We start from the raw sequence: 17,325 nt of genomic DNA, 5'->3' as shown, positions 1-17,325 counted from the left end.
AAAAGAAAAAAAAAGGCGGAACAGATATCAATATCCGCCCCGCCCCTTAAGTATTTTAGATCAGAATTTATGCTTTTTTAAAGATATAATTAAGCTGACCGTTTGACAGTACATTTGTGACCGTAGTCATTTCCATACCGATTTTCACTTCATCGTCGGGGATGGAACTGTCTAATCTGCCGAAAACCTTGTAATCGCCATAGTCCAAAAGGGCGATTGAATAGGGAACATCAGCCTCAAAACCAATGGGTGCAAATTCCAGTTTGCTGTAAGTACGCAAAATGCCTTTTCCTTGAACATCAAACCAGTCCATTTCTCTTGAAAGGCACTTGGCACAGTCTGCTCTGGGAGGGAAATACTTTTCTCCACATCCTTTGCAGCAGGTTCCGCTGACTTTACCTTCTTCAAGTTTGGTTACAAAATCGTTCACCTTTGTGATGGAGGTAAAACTAACCGTTCCAAATTTTTTAAATCTATCGTCTACTTCTCTTTTTCCCATTTCTTACCTCCCGAAAATGGTGACATTACCATACAGGCCTACGCCACCAATGTTATGGACCAATCCGAATTCAGGATCTTTTACCTGCATTTCGCCTGCTTCGCCTCTCAGCTGAAGAACTATAGTTCTTATTTGTGATCCGCCGGTGGCTCCGATGGGATGTCCTTTTGAGAGCAGTCCGCCGTCTACGTTAACAGGGATGCTTCCTTCTTTGTAGGTTTCCTTGCTCTTAATCAGGTCTTTTCCCTCTCCAGGTTTTGCAAAACCAAGATTTTCATAGGCCATCATCTCTGCAATGGTAAAACAGTCATGGACTTCTGCAACATCAATATGCTGAGGTGTGATACCTGCCATTTTGTATGCTTCGGCACCTGCCATTTCACCGGCTGTAAGGCCTGAGAAAACGTCTCTTCCTGCAAGATTTACCGTAGTTGATGCAGCGCCGATACCCTTGATCCATACAGGTTTTTTAGCGAACTGCTTTGTTTTTTCCTCATTTGCCAGGATAATACATGAGCTGCCGTCAGCATTTGCACAACAATCTCCTACCCGAAGAGGGCTTGCAACTGGATTTGACATGGGGCTTTTGGGATCTTTGAACATTTCAAATGTTACGGGCTTGCGATATACTGCCCGGTCATTAATTTGTCCATATGTAGATGATTTGACCCTGATAAGTGCCAGATCATCAGGCGTAGTACCATATTTTGCCATATGTCCCTGAGCATACATGGCATAATAAGCAGGCATCATTGTCCCGAACGGGCTTTCCCACTGAATATCAGCTCCACGTCCCATTCTTTCCTGGGATTCGGCTGATGTGATTTCCGACATCTTCTGGAAACCAACAACGGCAACAACATCATGAAGCCCGGATTCAATGAGAGAATAAGCAACTTTTACGCCCGTGCTGCTTGAAGAACACAGAGTTTCCACATAAAATGTGGGCTGAGGGGTCAGACCCAGATATTCTGCCATGACGCCTGCAGCTGAACGTTGTTTATCATATTCCGGAGAAGAACAGACAACAGAAGCAGCTATATCTGTTGTTTTAATATTCGCATCCTTTAAAGCGTCACTGAAACCTTCAAAAGCCAGTTCTTTGATCGAACCAGGGTAGCCTCGAACAAAGGAACTTTGGCCTACTCCAATAACTCCTACTTTACCCATACGTAACCTCCTAAAATGTATTGGAAATTTTACAGCCTTCACCTGAATCCAAAATTCGGATTTGTTATCAATGCCTTGCAACCTAACAGTTGCAAGCTAACAAGCAAATAGCTGCAATTAAATTAAGCAATCTTAAATGGTAAACGAGTATATGGCATGGAAACTTATGGGTCAAGCTAAAAGGGAAATTGATTGATATTCATTTAATATGCTCAGTTCAATAACTGATCGTATTAAATGTTTTTTATATCCAAGCCCCTCCTACTTTAATTAATCATAACTTATTCGGGTTTCTCCATCCGACATGGCAGGCTCTATCAATGTCTTCCATACAGGGTACTCACATGTTCCAAGATGAGTGTGCATATATGATCCAAAAAATCATGCCATTTTAGCATTGGTTGATATAAATTCGTTCAAGTCTGAATCCAGTATGTTTTTGAGTTCAATAAAATTATCTTCCCTGGTTTCCGTAAACAAAAACCCAAAGACAGGATACTTTTTATAATCAATTTTTCTTAATTCCAAGGGATTTTCAAAATTTGAAACCAGCTTGTCATAATCAAACGATGAGATATCTTCCACGTCTATGCCCGTGGAATTATCCAATACAACAACACTGAATAGTTTGCCTTCTTTTCCTTTGAGAACCTCATGCCAATCCGGTTTTTTTTGCAGATAATAATACAGGTAAGGATTAAATCCATAGGCCAGAAAGGATAAATCCGCAGTGGTACACCAGCCGCCAAACCGCATGGGATTGACCTCAATGGGCAATAAGGTTCCATCTGTTTGCCGTCTAAGTTCAATATGGACCGGAAATTTTTTTACCCCGGCAAGCTTGCCTATTTTCCCGGCAAAATCCGTAAATTCTTCAAGATTATTTTCAATAATCACTTTGGATGAACTGTAAACCCTGTCACTGACATCTGTGTCTGAAGAAAACGTATGGTTGAGGATGCCTAAAATGACCGGTTCACCAATTGAATTATAATAAGCGTCAACAGCAAACTCATCGCCGTCAATACATTGTTCAATAATAAAAGAGCGTGTACTTAACACCTGTTGAGGATATAAATCTTTGATTTGCTCTATTTGTGCAAAAATAGACTCAATCGTATCACCCCACTGCGCATAATTTGAAACCTTGTACACCCCCATGCTGAAAAAACCGACACTGGGCTTGATAATAAAGGGCAAGGGAAGTTGATCAAACCGGATTTTCTTCAAATCTTCAATCAAAACCTCTTTAAAATAAAAATCAGGAAAGATTGACCGGGTCAGCTCTCTAAATTTCACTTTGTCTTTAAACAAGGCTATTTTTTGGGGCAGACAATTGAATTTTAAATGCTTTGATATCCAACCGATTGAATTTTCAGATGTAGTATAAATGATCGTATCGTCATTGTCTTGGACTATTTTAACAGCTTCATCCTCACTGATCATATTTGTCTGGCCATACAGATCTAATTGTTTTGCCATATCCGTATCAACCACAGGAATGGCATTGTCCCTGAGGGTTGTTTTAAAAAACTCAGAGATATAGGGTTTGTCTACAAAAAACATATTTTTTGATCCATTATTATCAATAAATTATTAAAGTGATAAAAAATCACGATGTCCGGCTATCCAGAATTTCCAAAATTTTTTTACATTTATGTTCCGCCCTTGTTTTCATATCTTTTGCCTGTTTCAAGGTTTTATCTTTAAACCTTTTATCCATTATTTCCGGAAGGTTAATCACAACATTTTGATAAGCCCCCAGGATGCCTGTTTTTAAAGCCATTGCCCCGACTTGAACATCTGATTTTGATGCCATATTGCCATACCTGGCTGTCTCGATCATGGCTTCCCAGACAGCGTCGGCAATCTTCATTGTTGTAAAAGGAACCTCAACGGCTGTTTTAAGACCCTGTTGCAGTGTTTCAAGTTTAAAATCCTTTTGCACCCGGGTCTCTTCAGGAAGGCCCAGAGCCTGCACATACTTTTTAAAGGCATGGGTGTCGGCATCAATCAAGGGAATCAGGTCTTTGGCTGCATGGTGAAGAGGAGGAATCAGATCTCGCATTTTTGTATCAAGGTGTTCAAATTTTCGAACCCCCAGGGTCAATTTTGCCACCATGGAACCAAGAGCAACACCCATGGCGGCAACAGCGGCAGCAACAGAACCGCCGCCCGGAGCCGAACTTCTTGAAGCAACCTCTTCAATAAATTTTCTCATTGTCAGGCCTGCCAGAGGCTCATTTTTTTCTTCGGCAATGATATATTCGATAATCTTTTCTTTTGGATTGAACAGGGCCACGGAATTCAGGCCCAGACGCTCAATGGCAAGCCTTACTTTCTGGTCTTCCTCTAATACAAAAAGATGTTCTTTTTCAATATAATACTCAGCCGCCATGAGAATGGCTTCCAAAGGAACCAGGCCAACGATCTCAGACCCTGCAACGGCAATATTGAGCTTGTCTGCATCTTTTTTAACTTCTTCAAACAACAGATGTGGCGGTGTGAGGTTATAATTTTTCAGATTTACCGTAACCTGGGCAAAATTATAGTCGTCCACATACCATCCCATGCCTTTGACGGCCTTAAGCCTTCCGGGTTTATCCTTACCCCGGCCGGCTTCCCGCAGATTCAAAGCAATTCGTTGGGCCTGGTTGGGCGTGGAAAGAAGGTTGACGTTATAAGCAATCAAAAAAAACCTTGCCCCGGTGACCGTTGCCCCCCACTCGGGGATAAATTTGACAGGCCCGAAATCCGGTTTCCACTCTTTTGTGATGATTTTATCTTTTAACCCTTCATACTGACCGTCTCTGATCTGGGAAAGTTTTTTACGATACTCAAGACTTGCTGATTCCTCATACAGATAAACGGGAATACCCATATTTTCTGCCAACCGCCTGCCGAATTCTTTGGAAATATCAACACACTCCTCCATGGTAACATTGGCGACAGGAACAAACGGACACACATCCAAGGCACCCAGACGGTGGTGTTCTCCTTGATGGGTCTGCATGTCGATTTTTTGTCTTGCCACAACAGCCGCACTCAAGGCTCCTTCCACAACCGCTTCAGGAGACCCCACAAAAGTATAAACCGTTCGATTGGTAGAGTTTCCGGCATCAATATCCAGAAGGCGGCAGCCTTTGGTCTGTCGGATGGCATCGGCTATGGCGTCTATAGTTTTTTTATTTCTGCCCTCACTGAAATTAGGCACACACTCCACTATTTTTTTCATACCTGCACCTTTCTTTACCATGATAGACACCATAGTTAGGCATTAAGTTTTTTAGCATAAAGCCAACAAGCCAACTCTATAAAATCGACCCTAAAAATTATAACCAGGCTTTTGGAGATCAGTTTAAATACCCTTGTTTGTAATTTAATGTAATCAGCTTAAAAAGCAAGTCGATTTAAAAGAATATCTTCAATATTGGCACTGGTTCAGTTGAATAGGCAAAAAAATGTATACTAACAAATTATATCTGCAATAACAAATAATTATGTCAATCATGTTCATTTGTATGAATCGCTGCAACCTATTGATATCATTGAATCACCTATTCAACCGAACCAGTACCGGCATCTTCAAAAAATATTCAATATCTGAATCGGATTTTCATTTTTTTTCTGCATCACACTATAAACACTTCAATTATTCGGTTTTCAATTATTAATTTATGCCTGCGAGCTTCCTCTAAGGTATCAGGAGCATGCAAAAATCCGCCTTTCCTATATTCCCAGCCCCAAATCTCATACCGAATCTTATGCTTCAAGCTGTACATGCGATTTATGGCATTCGCTCCTTCAAGAATATACATATCCAGCTTAAAAAGTGGGGGAAAGCGCATTGTTGAAGCGATTCGCGGTATCCAACCGTCGTACAATCTAAAAATATCACTAAAGGTCAGGCGAACTTTCCATCTTTCGGAAATAACCAATCCGCTTTCCTTTATTCTTTGCTCAATAAAAACATTTTTTCCTGTAATATAAGCCTCTGACTTTAGAAGGCAAAAAGTCTTCTGTATATTTTCCACTTGTTGATCCATTTTATGAATTTTGAATTTTTCAGGACTTTCATATAAAATTTAAAGGTATTGACTATATCATAACCACTTATTAACAGTCAATTTTCACTGTCTTCAGTTGTTTGATGAGGCTCAAAAGTTATTTGACGAGGCTCAAACAAGAGCCTCATCTGATTTTATTTTAAATTTTATTTTTCAGGGACGGAAACCGGGACGCATCGGTATGGGGGTAAAATTTGGCACCGGAAAACATGTTCATGAATTCCTGGTTGACGTTCAGTTCAATATAGGTGATAGACTGCCGGATGATCATGATCCGTTCAAAGGCGTCCGGGTCTTGTAATAACACCTTTGCCCCGCCAAGAGAACTGTTGCCAAGGACTTCGAATGTTGAGATGGGAATATCCGGAAGCATGCCGATGGAAATGGCGGACACAGGATTGATAAAAGACCCGAATGTTCCTGCCACATAAAACTTTTGCAACTCTTCAAACTCAAGCCCTGCCGTATTCTTCACGATCACTTCCAATATGGTGTACATGGCCGCCTTGGAGCTGGTCAAAGAGTTCAAATCCACCTGGCTTAAGCAGATGGGTTTCCCGGTTCCTGAATGGCTTTCATCCACAAGGACAAACGCCATGATTCCTTCTCGTTCAAACAGCCTGTCACCACAGACCTGTTTGGAAAACTTGCCCCGGATATCAATGCGTTTGGATAAAAACAGGCTTGCGGCCAGATCAATCATGCCGGACCCGCAGATACCTATGGGTTTTTGATCCTCTATGGTATGGATTTTCAGGTCAGAAGAATCCGGATCAATCCATACCCGATCTATGACACCGGGTTTTGCCGTCATGCCCATTTTACTGACCCCGCCTTCAAGAGCAGGCCCTGCAGCACCGGCACAGGCAATAAGCCAGTCCCGGTTTCCCACAACAATTTCCGCATTGGTTCCCACATCCACCATTAGACAGGGTTCTTCTTTTTTATCCAGTTCCGAATAAAGAATACCGGCAATCAGATCTCCGCCAAAATAGGATCCGATATTGGGAAACAAAAATGCCGCCCCTCTGTCATTGATATCAAGTTTCAAATTTCCTGCCGACTGGGTATCCGGGATATTCACACAGGGAATATAGGGTTCCTTGATGATCTCAAAAGATTCAATCCCTAAAAACAGATGGGTCATGGCGGTGTTACCGGCTCCGGTAACCAGATAGACGTCTTCTTTACTGCAGCCGTTCTCTTCACACAGGGCCGCTATATTATGATTCACGGTCTCTATCACCAGGCGGTTCAATTCATCCAGCCCGCCTGGCTGATTGGCATAATGAATTCTTGCCAGGACATCCGGCCCGATGCCTGCCTGGGGGTTATCAAACCCCTGTTCTCCGATCTGCTGTCCTGTTTCAAGATCTATCAGCGACATCACAATTCTGGTGGTGCCGATATCAATGGCCGTTCCCAGAACCGGGTTGTCATACCCGGGGTTCAAAAGATCCAGAAGTATCCAGGAGTGCCGGTTTTTAAACAGAACAGCCTTTGCCTGAAAGCCCCAGGATCTTAAATTTGAAGGCAGGTGTTTTAGCACATGCAGGGGGATCAGAATCTGATCTGCTCCCAGCTCATCCATAAGACTTTTTTCCAGCCTCTGGGCATCTGCCGTGTTATCATTTAAACTCGGGCGTTCAACAAAAACGGTGCGAACAAAACCTTTTTTCTTCATAATTTGCGCAACCTTTCCAGACGCGCCTTTACTTTTGGAAAATAATTGAGTTCCGTATGGGGAAGGAACAATGCGCCCATATAATGATCCATGTACGAAGTAGTTGAAGCCAGTTCAAAATTTGTCATCATATTGACCACATTTGCCACATCACGGCGAAGAGCATTGGTCAAGGAATTGATCTTGCAGCCCAAAAGGGAACCATTGCCCAGATAAGTCACTTTTTCAGGTTCAATTTCAGGCAGCAGGCCAATGGTGATGGCACTTTCCAGGTCCACATAACTGCCAAACCCGCCGGCAAGAATAACCTTTTCCAGATCATGGATTGTCAGCCCTATCTCTTCAAGCAGTGTCAATGTCGCGCTGTACATGGCCCCCTTGGCCCTGATCAGGTTGTCCAGATCAGGTTCCGTAATGGTAATATCCCGATCGATCTGGGTATTTTCCTTGTACACCAGCACATACTCCCAGATATCATCGGTCTTTCGAATTCTCGGTATATCCAGATTCCGGTTGAATTTTCCCCTGGAGTCTATGACGCCTGTTTCCAGAAGTTTTGCTGCGAGTATGATCAGGCCGGAACCGCAGATTCCCTTTGCCTTTTTATTGCCGACGGTTATGATCATTGGTTCATAGGTTTCCGGATCAATGGAAAAATCCTCAATGGCCCCTTTGGATGCCCGCATGCCAAATTTTACGCCGCCACCTTCAAAAGCAGGACCGGCTGAGGCTGCTGCACAGACCATCCAGTCCTTATGGCCGATGACGATTTCCGCATTGGTCCCGATATCCATGTACAAGGTCAGCTCACTGGACCGATACATGCCCGAGGCCATGACACCGGCAATAATATCACCGCCCACATAGCTTGAGACTCCGGGATATATCAAAGCAACGGTATGGTCTGCCAGGGCTATGCCGATCTCTCTTGCATGGAACGGCGGATACATGACCGATGTCGGCACATAGGGATCGCGGCGAATATAGCTGGGATTGATTTTCAGCAGCAGCTGGGTCATGGTGGAGTTTCCGGCCAGGGTAATGGTGGTCACCTCATGCCGACCGATACCGGCTTTTTTAACAATTTTATCAAGGATCGTATTAATGGTTTCAATAACTTTTTGATGAAGGATTTCAAGCCCGTCACCCTTTTCGGTAAAAATAATCCGGGAAATCACATCTTCCCCATAGCTGATCTGGCTGTTGAATTCACCGTGCTGGGAAAGTACCTCTCCTGTCTGCAGATCAAGGGCCTGTCCAAAAACAGTGGTGGTTCCAATATCAACGGCAATGGCAAAATTCCTGTCAGTGGTATCAAAAGGTTCAATATTGACAATTTCATTTTTGCCGTCTTCCCTTACAGGCCTTATGATCGTTACCGTGACCTTAAATTCTCCTTCCCGGATAATATCGGATATTTTCCTGATCAACGCCAGCCTCATGGTCAGGCGGTGTTCATCGTGTTTTAAACGAAGATGATTGATCAGCCTTGCCACATCAGCCTGGTTGTCTTCGGCGGTTGCCGGTTCCAGTTCAAGATAAATCTTTTCCACCGGCGGGATAAACAAGCCGTCCTGCCGCAGTTCATCCACATTTGCATATACGGCTTTTGCCGTATGACGGCTGCCTGTCATTTGATTCAAACGGCTGGTGTCAATCTCTGATTCAATGGGAATTCTCACCACAATATCAGAGGCGATTTCGGACATACAGGCCAGTCGATACCCTTTGTCCTGGTCTTCTGCGGAAAGTTGTTCTGAAATACCGCCTTCCACATTACCCTCTTCTATTAATACCCTGCATTTGCCACAGACACCACCACCGCCACATGAGGCGTTGATGTGAACGCCAGCCTCCATGGCAGCCCGGATCAGGCTCTCATTATCATCAACCTCAACGCTTACATTATGAGGCAAAAATTTTACTGAATATGTCATTATATTACATCCTTTTTGAATGTGTTTGTTGAATTTAAAAAATCGAAAAGAAGTATAAACATTCTCTCACTGATTTGGCAAGTTAACACAATCTTTATTTTAGTACAATTGTACAAGGACTTTTGGATTCCCATTGAATTTTTCACTTTTTTATGGAATTATTAGGGGGTTACCACTAAAAACCGTCTAGTAAATATAATAGATTCATCAAAAGGGGAGCCGGATGAAAAAAATTGATGAAGCCAGATTAAAAAATATTGTCGGAGAACGCAACATTAAAACCGACCCTTGTGACCTGTATGTGTACGGATCTGACTCTTCTGTTCATCATGCACTGCCCTGGGCCGTTGTCAGACCGCAGACAACCGCACAGGTACAGGAAATTATGAGATATGCCAATGAAAATATAATCCCGGTTATTGCAAGGGGCGGCGGTTCGGGAATGTGCGGCCAGACCGTTCCGATCCAGGGGGGAATAGTCCTTGACATGAAGGGAATGAACAAAATTCTTGAAATCAACCCCCAAGATGTCTACTGCCGGGTTCAACCGGGTGTTGTGGATGATGATCTCAACCTTGCTCTGAAGCCTTACGGGGTCTTTTACCCCCCGACACCTGCGTCCAGCAGGATTGCCACCATTGGCGGTGAAATTGCAAATAATGCCAGCGGTGTGAGGTCAGTAAAATACGGTGCAACACGAGATGCCGTTCTTGGCATGAAAGTTGTGATGGCAAACGGCGAACTGGTCACTCTTGGCTCCCATACAAGAGTTGAAGCTTCCGGCTACCAGATTCACAAACTCATGGTGGGGTCTGAAGGCACCTTAGGGATTGTGGTGGAGGCAACCTTGAGCTTTGTTCCCCTGCCTGAGTTCAGGTGCATGGGGGTGGCCAATTTTGACTCTCTCAAAGACGCCGGAGAAGCCATCGGGTCGATCATGGCCTCCGGGGCTATTCCGTCAATGCTTGAACTTGTGGACTCGGTTGCCATCAAAGCTGTAAACAAGACCATGAATCTGGGTCTCAAAGAGGTTGCAGCTGCATTGATTTTTGAAGCAGACGGCATGGTAAAAGAAGCTGTGGATTATGAAATCAACAACATGAGAACCATCTGTGAACGACACAACGGCCAGGACATTTATTCAAGCTATGACCCAAAAGAACGGGAAAAAATATTCCTGGGCCGCAAAAAACTGTTTCCCGCTCTCTCAAAGTATGACGACAATCTTGCCAGCACAGCCCTTGCCGACGACATGGCTGTGCCCTACTCGAAAATGGCGCAAATGGCTGAAAAAATCCATGAAATAGCCGACAAAAATAATATTATCATGACTGCTTACGGTCATTGCGGTTCAGGATGCATGCACACCAAAATCCTTATGGACACAAAACGAAAAGACCAGTGGGCATCTGCAAAAAAAGCCATCTCTGAGGTCTATGACTATGTCCGGTCGGTTAACGGGACCACCAGTGCAGAACACGGCATCGGGCTGTCCAAGGCCCAAGCCTTTAAACTTGAGAAATCAGACTCTTTAACGCTTCTGGCCTGCATAAAAAAAGCACTGGACCCCAATAATATTTTAAACCCGGGAAAACTCATGCAGGCCCCTGAAAACTGGGTGACCGCCACCAACTTGAGATATTCCGTGAACTGCTAAATCAAAAGGCGATTGAAATGGAAAATAAAACAAAAAAATTCAAGCATCTTGAAAAATGGCACGCTACACTGGCAAATTGTATCCGGTGCGGATATTGTTACGAACATTGCCCCATGTTCAAGCATACCGGCTGGGAATCCGACGCACCCAGGGCAAAAATAATAACTGCTTTCGGCCTGTTGTCAGGAGAGGTTGAATTGTCAGAATCCGCTGCGGATAAAATGTTTTCATGCTTTTTTTGCGGACGTTGCGAAGCGGCATGTTCATCAGGCGTTACCTTAACCCAAATTTTTACGGATGCCAGAAAAGACCTTGTTGAAATGAACTTCAAAGGGCCCGGCACAACCTCGACAACCAAATTAAATTGTGCCCGCTGCCTTATCTGCGTAAAGGCCTGCCCCCATGAAGCCAGGTTTTTTGACGGAAACGCGATTGTCACGGACCCGTCAAAATGCCAGTCATGCGGCATCTGTATTGAAGTTTGTCCAGCAGGGGCAGCCGATATTGAAAAACATTTTGGAACCGCTAAAATTGAGCTGATTGAAAAGGCCTCTAATTTTTTAACAAGTCATGACTCTGCCAAGGCTATTATTTTTGCCTGCAACTGGTCCTATTACCCGGAGCTTCAGGCATCCATACTCCCGGAATCAGAAATAAAAGATAAAGAGTATGAAATCCTGGTGAACATGTGTGGCGGACGCCTTGAAGCCCATATGTTGATGGCACCCTTTCTTCAAAATGCCTGGGGAGTGATGGCAGCCTGCTGCACAGACAACGAGTGTCGCCATGACGGCAACCTGAGAGCCAAAAAAACAGTTGAAAGCCTTCGCAACACATTCAAAAGCATTGATATTAATCCGGAACGAATTCAGCTTGTCCAGATCCCACCGGGAGACAAGGCATTATTCCAGGCGCAGATTGATACATTTGTTGCAGATCTCAATAAAATGGGTCCCATCCGCTAAAGGGTGGTGTTATGAATAGAGCAAGTGATGTTATGAACAAAGGAATGCTGTTATGAAAATTGATGTTCCCTATGGAAGAAACAGCTCCATGCCGGTCCGGATAAGTGATGACATCAAGGTCGATTTTCTTGAAGCCAATGATGTCAAAATCGGTGATGAAGAGCAAACCATAAAAAACGGCATTCATACACCGATCAACAGCAAAACCTTTAAGGAATTTTTAAGTGACGCAAAAAAGGTGCTGGTTATTGTCAACGATGCCACACGACCCACTCCCACCCAAAAAATCCTTGAATTTATTTATGACGACTTAAAACAGACAAATTTTAATTTCATCATTGCCACCGGTGCCCACAGGGGACCGTCAGATGAAGAGTATCTTCAGATTTTCGGCTACTACTATGAAAAGATAAAAAACCGGATTATTGTGCATGATGCAAGGGCTAAAGAAGACATGGTGTTTTTGGGAACCTCCACCAATGGGACGCCGATGTGTGTCAACAAGGCCGGGGTTGAGGCGGATAAGATCATTATCATATCCTCTGTGGAACCCCATTATTTTGCCGGATATACAGGTGGGCGCAAATCCTATCTGCCCGGAATTGCCGGATATGACACTATAGAGCAAAACCATAAACTTGCGCTTTCTCCGGCAGCAAAGGCATTATCCCTTGAAGGCAACCCTGTACATGAAGATATGATGGATGCCATTAAAACCGTTAAACAGGAAATCTTTTCCATCATGACGGTCCTGGATAAACACCATAAAGTGTATGGAACCTGCTGCGGCCATATCAATGACTCTTTTCATGCTGCCATTGACCTTGCCAACGAGGTGTTTGCAGCCCCTTTAAAAGAAAAAGCCGACATTGTCGTATCCGTGGTGAAATTTCCCCAGGATATTGACCTGTACCAGGCCCAGAAAGGCATTGATAATGCAAAACTCGCCCTGAAAGACGACGGAATCATGATACTTGTGGCAAAATGCAGGTGCGGTATCGGCGGCAAGGCCTTTGCAGATCTTTTGGGTTCAAGCAGCACACCCAAAAAAGCCCTTGAAACCATTGAAAAAGGATATGTTTTAGGGTATCACAAAGCGGCAAAAATGGCTGAAATAGGGCTTTGGGCACAGATGTGGGGGGTAACGAATGTTGAGCCTCAGGTCATATCCAAGCTGTTTATCAAGCCGTTCAGTGATCTTCAGACGGCCATTGACAAGGCCCTTGAAGAAAAAGGCCAGGATGCCCGTGTCCTGTTTTTAATGGATGGCGGACTTACAGTTCCTTTAATAAAATAAAAAAAAGATCAAATAAAAAAGGGATCTTTTCCTTGGATCAGATCCCTTTTTTCAAAACACGCTATTTATCAGATCTTAAATCTTAAAGATCTTTAATTGCTTCGGCAAGCTCGGGCATAAACTCAAGAATATCTTCTACAATACCGACATCAGCCACCTGGAAAATTGGGGCTTTGGGATTCTTGTTAACTGCAACGATGAATGGATTGCCTTTGACACCGCCCATATGCTGAAAAGAGCCGGAAATTCCCATAGCCATGTACACCTTGGGCTTAACAGTCTGGCCGGATGTTCCAACCTGACGTGATTTTTCCAGCCATTTGGCATCAACAATGGGTCTTGAACATGATACAACAGCTTTCATTGCTTCGGCCAGTTCCTGGGCAATTTCAATATTGTCTTCATCTTCAATACCACGGCCAATGGATACCAGTACATCGGATTTTGTGATATCAACATCACCCACTTCAGCTTCAACAATTTCAAGGAATTTTCTTTTTGCGGAAAGATCTCCTGCATCGCCGGATTTATCCGTAACTGACCCGCCTGCACCACCTTCAACCGGAGCAAAAGATCCTGGTCTGACAGTAAGCACAGCCCCGGAAGAGATATCAACGGTCACATGGGTGTAGACAGCTCCGCCCAGTTCCTGACGAATTGTTTTCAAGGTACTTCCTTCTATTCCCTCGAAATCAACAATATCTGCGGCATACGCTGAATCCATTTTTACGGAAAGACCGGGAGCAAGATCCATTCCAAAAGTATCATGACCCACAAGAATAACGGCATCAGCAGGAAGAACATTCACAAGGGCTTTTCTGACAACCTCAGCATTTGGATAAGCAAGATCTGCGTTATCAATTTTAATCACTTCAGAATAAACAGCGGTCATGTCATTGGCCACTTTATCAAGATCCGCACCAGATCCTGTTACAACTGCGGTCAGGGATGCACTTTCATCAATTTTCTTGGCAGCTGAAGGGAACTCTAATGCCACATCTTCAGCAGCACCGTTTTTAAATGGAATATATGCAAAAATCTGTGTCATGATTAGAGCCCTCCTTTTGCTTTAAGCTTCTCAATCAGCTTTTCAATGATCTCACCTGTGGAGCCTTCAAGCATCTCAGCACCATCACCCATATCGGGCACAAAATAATCTACTCTTTTGGTTTTTGCACCTGCATCTCCTACACTGCCGGCATCAATACCAAGATCGCCTGCGCCTTTTACAGGGATATCAACGCTGGCAACTTTTCTGATACCGCGGATACCCACATAACGGGGTTCATTAATACCAGTCTGGATAGAAACAACACAGGGAAGCTGCACTTCATTCATTTCCTGGTTGCCACCCTCAATTTCTCTGCCAACTATAATTTTGCCATCACCTGGTTCGATTTTATTTACCAGCGATGCATAGGGCATATCCAGCATTGCAGCCAGCATTCCACCTACCTGACCTGCCCCTTCATCTGCCTGGGCACCGGTCATGATCAGATCATAACTGCCTTTTTCAATTTCCGCCTTAAGGATGGTCGCAATTCCCTTGCCATCAGATGCTACAAATGCATCATCGGAAAGAAGGATACCATTATTTGCACCCATTGCCATTTCACGTCTCAACACTTCTTCCGACTCATCATCACCCACAGCGATAACCGTTACACTTCCACCAACGTTATCTACAATCTGGATTGCTTCTTCAACCGCATAATTATCCCATTCGTTCACTGAATAAACCAAGTCGTCTCGATCAAGATCATTTCCGGCACTGTTGAGTTCAAACTCATTCTCAGCAGTATCAGGCACTCTCTTGACACATACTAAAATTTCCATTCTTGTCTCCTTTAAATCAATAGTCTGTTACCGATTATAAAATTTCTATAATCCTGAAACCTTCAGTAATCGGTAACGCATTTATTTTATGCAAGATGCTGTTCAATTAGTTCTGTAAAATCCAATGCTTCCATCTCTCCTTCTTTTCCAGCGACCTTGATCGCATCCTGGATATTCACCAGGCAGAAAGGACAGGCAGTTACAATAACTGTTGCTCCGGCCTCAGCAGCCATATTAACCCTTAAAACTCCCATTCTTGTTTCTTCTTCAGGTTCATAAAAAAGCATCAAACCACCGCCGCCGCAGCAAAAGGATCGATCACGGCTCTTTTCAAGCTCTACCCTTGTTAATCCGTTAATAGCATCAAGAGCCTGTCTGGGATCTTCATATATCCCGTTATGCCGTCCCAGATAACAAGGATCATGGTAGACATAAACCGCATCAGGATTCTGGCAGGGTTTAAGCTCAAGTTCTCCCGAAGTTATTTTCTCGGCAACAATCTGGCTGATATGTTTAACCGGCGGAAGATCTTTATAATCATTTTTCAATGCATTATAGGCATGGGGATCTGCCGTTACAATCTGTTTTACCCCGGTATCCTTAATAGCTTCGGTGTTTTGTTCTTTCAAATCCTGGTACAGCATTTCCTCGCCAAAGCGTAATACTTCATTTCCACTGTCTTTTTCCTGTTTACCCAGAACACCAAAATCAACGCCTGCTTTTGTCAGAATAATTGATGTCCGTCTGGCAATTTCCTGGATGTTATCGTCATAGGATGTAATACTGTCTACAAAATAGAGAGTGTCGGCTTCATCCTTGGCAAGATCTTTAACCTGCCAGTTTGCCTTGAACTCTTTATCATTTGCCCAGTCTGCGCGTTTTTTCTCCATTTTCCCATAGGGATTTCCACGTTTTTCAAGGGCTTTCAAGGGTTTTTGCAAAGACTGGGGCACCATGCCTTCATCCACCATCCCCCTGCGCATATCAACTATTTTGTCAATATATTCAATTCCCAGCGGACACTCTTGTTCACAGGCACCACAGGTGGTGCAGGACCAGATTTCATCCTCTGTATAAATATCTTCCACCAATAAATTGCTTTTATAAATTTTTCCTGAAAACGGATAATTTTTGAATATCAAATCCCTGGCCTTGATGGTAATAAACCTTGGGGACAATGGTCTGCCAACGGCATTGGCAGGACATTGGTCTGAACACCTGCCGCAATCTGCACAAGAATAAAAATCCAGCATATGCTTCCAGGTAAAATCTTCGAGTTTTTTTACACCAAAAGACTCAAGATCATCCAGCTTGTCATCGGCAATACCATGCCTTACAGGTTTTATGTTTCCTTTTTCAACCCGCATGAAAAACACATTAAAAACAGATGTAATAACATGAAAATGTTTGCCTAAGGGTAAAAAACAAAGAAAAAAGAAAAAGGTGAAATCATGAATATAATAGGTGATAATATGAAGTCCTTGAAGGATATTGGGCGACACGGATGCCAGCATACCTTTAAATATCCATACCAGAGACAAGGGAGCTAAAAAATGTTCCTGTCCGGTATTCTGGAATTCATAGGCAAGCTCGGATGCTTCAAAAAGACTTTCCGATAACATGAGTGTTGCAATAATGCCCAGGACAAAAACAGCTTCCGATGTATGGTCCTTGCCGTATTTTTCAGGAACAGCATATCTTTTGGGTTTATAGATACCCCTTCTGACAGCGGCAATAATACAGGCAATAAGAACAAATGTTGCAGCATAGTCTTTGAAAAAATTATAGACATCGCCTACCACCCCGCCAAAGCCGGGCAACACAAATCCGTCTGCAAAACCAATAATAACAAGTGATGATGAACGAATGGACAGAACTAAAAATCCTGCAAAAATAACAATGTGAAGCACACCTGCCAGCATGTATCTTGGCTGCCGTACCTGCCCAAGCCAGACAACGATAAGATTTTTTACACGCGTGCCGATTTTATCAAACCTGTTATCCGGATTCGCTCTCACCAGGGGCGCAATACGCCTTGCCATTATATAGGTAAATAATCCTATCCCGATGATAGGTATAATAAATGACAAGATTGCAGCGGGAAATATCCCGAAAAATTTAAAACTTGCCGGTCCGATTATTGAAGTCATACTTCTTACCTCCCAAAAATTTTTAGCTTATGAATACAAATTTAACTGCTTTAATAAACATAA

13 protein-coding genes are annotated in these 17,325 nt (G+C 43.5%); 3 read left to right on the top strand and 10 right to left on the bottom strand.

Annotated features, from left to right (window positions below; translation table 11 throughout):
- Window positions 1–67 precede the first annotated feature (67 nt).
- The 7 genes from BLT94_RS00240 to BLT94_RS00210 form a co-directional block, all read right to left on the bottom strand.
- Entirely contained in the window at window positions 68–499 is a 432-nt protein-coding gene (locus tag BLT94_RS00240; RefSeq protein WP_014956654.1) for a Zn-ribbon domain-containing OB-fold protein, read from the bottom strand.
- A gap of 3 nt (window positions 500–502) precedes the next feature.
- Window positions 503–1,669, bottom strand: a complete 1,167-nt coding sequence (locus tag BLT94_RS00235) for a thiolase C-terminal domain-containing protein (protein WP_092229340.1) — start codon at window positions 1,667–1,669, stop codon at window positions 503–505.
- A gap of 381 nt (window positions 1,670–2,050) precedes the next feature.
- Entirely contained in the window at window positions 2,051–3,235 is a 1,185-nt protein-coding gene (locus BLT94_RS00230) for an ATP-grasp domain-containing protein (RefSeq protein WP_092229339.1), read from the bottom strand.
- Between the two features lie 46 nt (window positions 3,236–3,281).
- On the bottom strand, window positions 3,282–4,904 hold the full coding sequence (ftcD, locus tag BLT94_RS00225) for a glutamate formimidoyltransferase (protein ID WP_092230068.1): 1,623 nt from the start codon (window positions 4,902–4,904) through the stop codon (window positions 3,282–3,284).
- Window positions 4,905–5,301: 397 nt separating this feature from the next.
- Window positions 5,302–5,703, bottom strand: a complete 402-nt coding sequence (locus tag BLT94_RS00220) for a hypothetical protein (protein WP_139168955.1) — start codon at window positions 5,701–5,703, stop codon at window positions 5,302–5,304.
- 172 nt (window positions 5,704–5,875) lie between these two features.
- Window positions 5,876–7,420: an ASKHA domain-containing protein gene (locus tag BLT94_RS00215; RefSeq protein ID WP_092229336.1), complete on the bottom strand. Its 1,545-nt coding sequence runs from the start codon at window positions 7,418–7,420 to the stop codon at window positions 5,876–5,878.
- Complete coding sequence (locus BLT94_RS00210) at window positions 7,417–9,357, bottom strand: ASKHA domain-containing protein (protein ID WP_092229335.1); 1,941 nt, start codon at window positions 9,355–9,357, stop codon at window positions 7,417–7,419. Before BLT94_RS00210 ends, BLT94_RS00215 begins: the two co-directional genes overlap by 4 nt.
- A gap of 223 nt (window positions 9,358–9,580) precedes the next feature.
- Between BLT94_RS00210 and BLT94_RS00205 the strand changes: the two genes are divergently transcribed.
- The 3 genes from BLT94_RS00205 to BLT94_RS00195 are packed head-to-tail and all read left to right on the top strand — an operon-like array spanning window position 9,581 to window position 13,276.
- Window positions 9,581–11,014, top strand: a complete 1,434-nt coding sequence (locus tag BLT94_RS00205) for an FAD-binding oxidoreductase (RefSeq protein WP_014956645.1) — start codon at window positions 9,581–9,583, stop codon at window positions 11,012–11,014.
- A 17-nt stretch (window positions 11,015–11,031) separates the two neighbouring features.
- Window positions 11,032–11,979, top strand: a complete 948-nt coding sequence (locus BLT94_RS00200; RefSeq protein ID WP_092229334.1) for a hydrogenase iron-sulfur subunit — start codon at window positions 11,032–11,034, stop codon at window positions 11,977–11,979.
- Between the two features lie 52 nt (window positions 11,980–12,031).
- Entirely contained in the window at window positions 12,032–13,276 is a 1,245-nt protein-coding gene (locus tag BLT94_RS00195) for a nickel-dependent lactate racemase family protein (protein WP_092229333.1), read from the top strand.
- Window positions 13,277–13,358: 82 nt separating this feature from the next.
- Here BLT94_RS00195 and BLT94_RS00190 read toward each other — a convergent pair whose 3' ends face one another.
- The 3 genes from BLT94_RS00190 to BLT94_RS00180 form a co-directional block, all read right to left on the bottom strand.
- Window positions 13,359–14,324, bottom strand: coding sequence for an electron transfer flavoprotein subunit alpha/FixB family protein (locus BLT94_RS00190; protein ID WP_092229331.1), 966 nt, complete (start codon window positions 14,322–14,324; stop codon window positions 13,359–13,361).
- 2 nt (window positions 14,325–14,326) lie between these two features.
- The gene (locus BLT94_RS00185; RefSeq protein ID WP_014956641.1) at window positions 14,327–15,112 is read right to left on the bottom strand and encodes an electron transfer flavoprotein subunit beta/FixA family protein; all 786 of its coding nucleotides are present in this window, start codon (window positions 15,110–15,112) and stop codon (window positions 14,327–14,329) included.
- A gap of 86 nt (window positions 15,113–15,198) precedes the next feature.
- Window positions 15,199–17,262, bottom strand: coding sequence for a (Fe-S)-binding protein (locus BLT94_RS00180; protein ID WP_014956640.1), 2,064 nt, complete (start codon window positions 17,260–17,262; stop codon window positions 15,199–15,201).
- Between the last annotated feature and the right edge of the window lie 63 nt (window positions 17,263–17,325).

This window comes from Desulfobacula phenolica (assembly GCF_900105645.1).
GTDB lineage: Bacteria > Desulfobacterota > Desulfobacteria > Desulfobacterales > Desulfobacteraceae > Desulfobacula > Desulfobacula toluolica.
This window is presented reverse-complemented; position numbering and strand designations above follow the sequence as displayed.

Coding starts and splice junctions, on each gene's coding strand:
- BLT94_RS00200 (WP_092229334.1), top strand. CDS start 11,032: ATGGAAAATAAAACAAAAAAATTCAAGCATCTTGAAAAATGGCACGCT.
- BLT94_RS00205 (WP_014956645.1), top strand. CDS start 9,581: ATGAAAAAAATTGATGAAGCCAGATTAAAAAATATTGTCGGAGAACGC.
- BLT94_RS00240 (WP_014956654.1), bottom strand. CDS start 499: ATGGGAAAAAGAGAAGTAGACGATAGATTTAAAAAATTTGGAACGGTT.
- BLT94_RS00230 (WP_092229339.1), bottom strand. CDS start 3,235: ATGTTTTTTGTAGACAAACCCTATATCTCTGAGTTTTTTAAAACAACC.
- BLT94_RS00180 (WP_014956640.1), bottom strand. CDS start 17,262: ATGACTTCAATAATCGGACCGGCAAGTTTTAAATTTTTCGGGATATTT.
- BLT94_RS00215 (WP_092229336.1), bottom strand. CDS start 7,420: ATGAAGAAAAAAGGTTTTGTTCGCACCGTTTTTGTTGAACGCCCGAGT.
- BLT94_RS00195 (WP_092229333.1), top strand. CDS start 12,032: ATGAAAATTGATGTTCCCTATGGAAGAAACAGCTCCATGCCGGTCCGG.
- BLT94_RS00210 (WP_092229335.1), bottom strand. CDS start 9,357: ATGACATATTCAGTAAAATTTTTGCCTCATAATGTAAGCGTTGAGGTT.
- BLT94_RS00190 (WP_092229331.1), bottom strand. CDS start 14,324: ATGACACAGATTTTTGCATATATTCCATTTAAAAACGGTGCTGCTGAA.
- BLT94_RS00185 (WP_014956641.1), bottom strand. CDS start 15,112: ATGGAAATTTTAGTATGTGTCAAGAGAGTGCCTGATACTGCTGAGAAT.
- BLT94_RS00235 (WP_092229340.1), bottom strand. CDS start 1,669: ATGGGTAAAGTAGGAGTTATTGGAGTAGGCCAAAGTTCCTTTGTTCGA.
- ftcD (WP_092230068.1), bottom strand. CDS start 4,904: ATGAAAAAAATAGTGGAGTGTGTGCCTAATTTCAGTGAGGGCAGAAAT.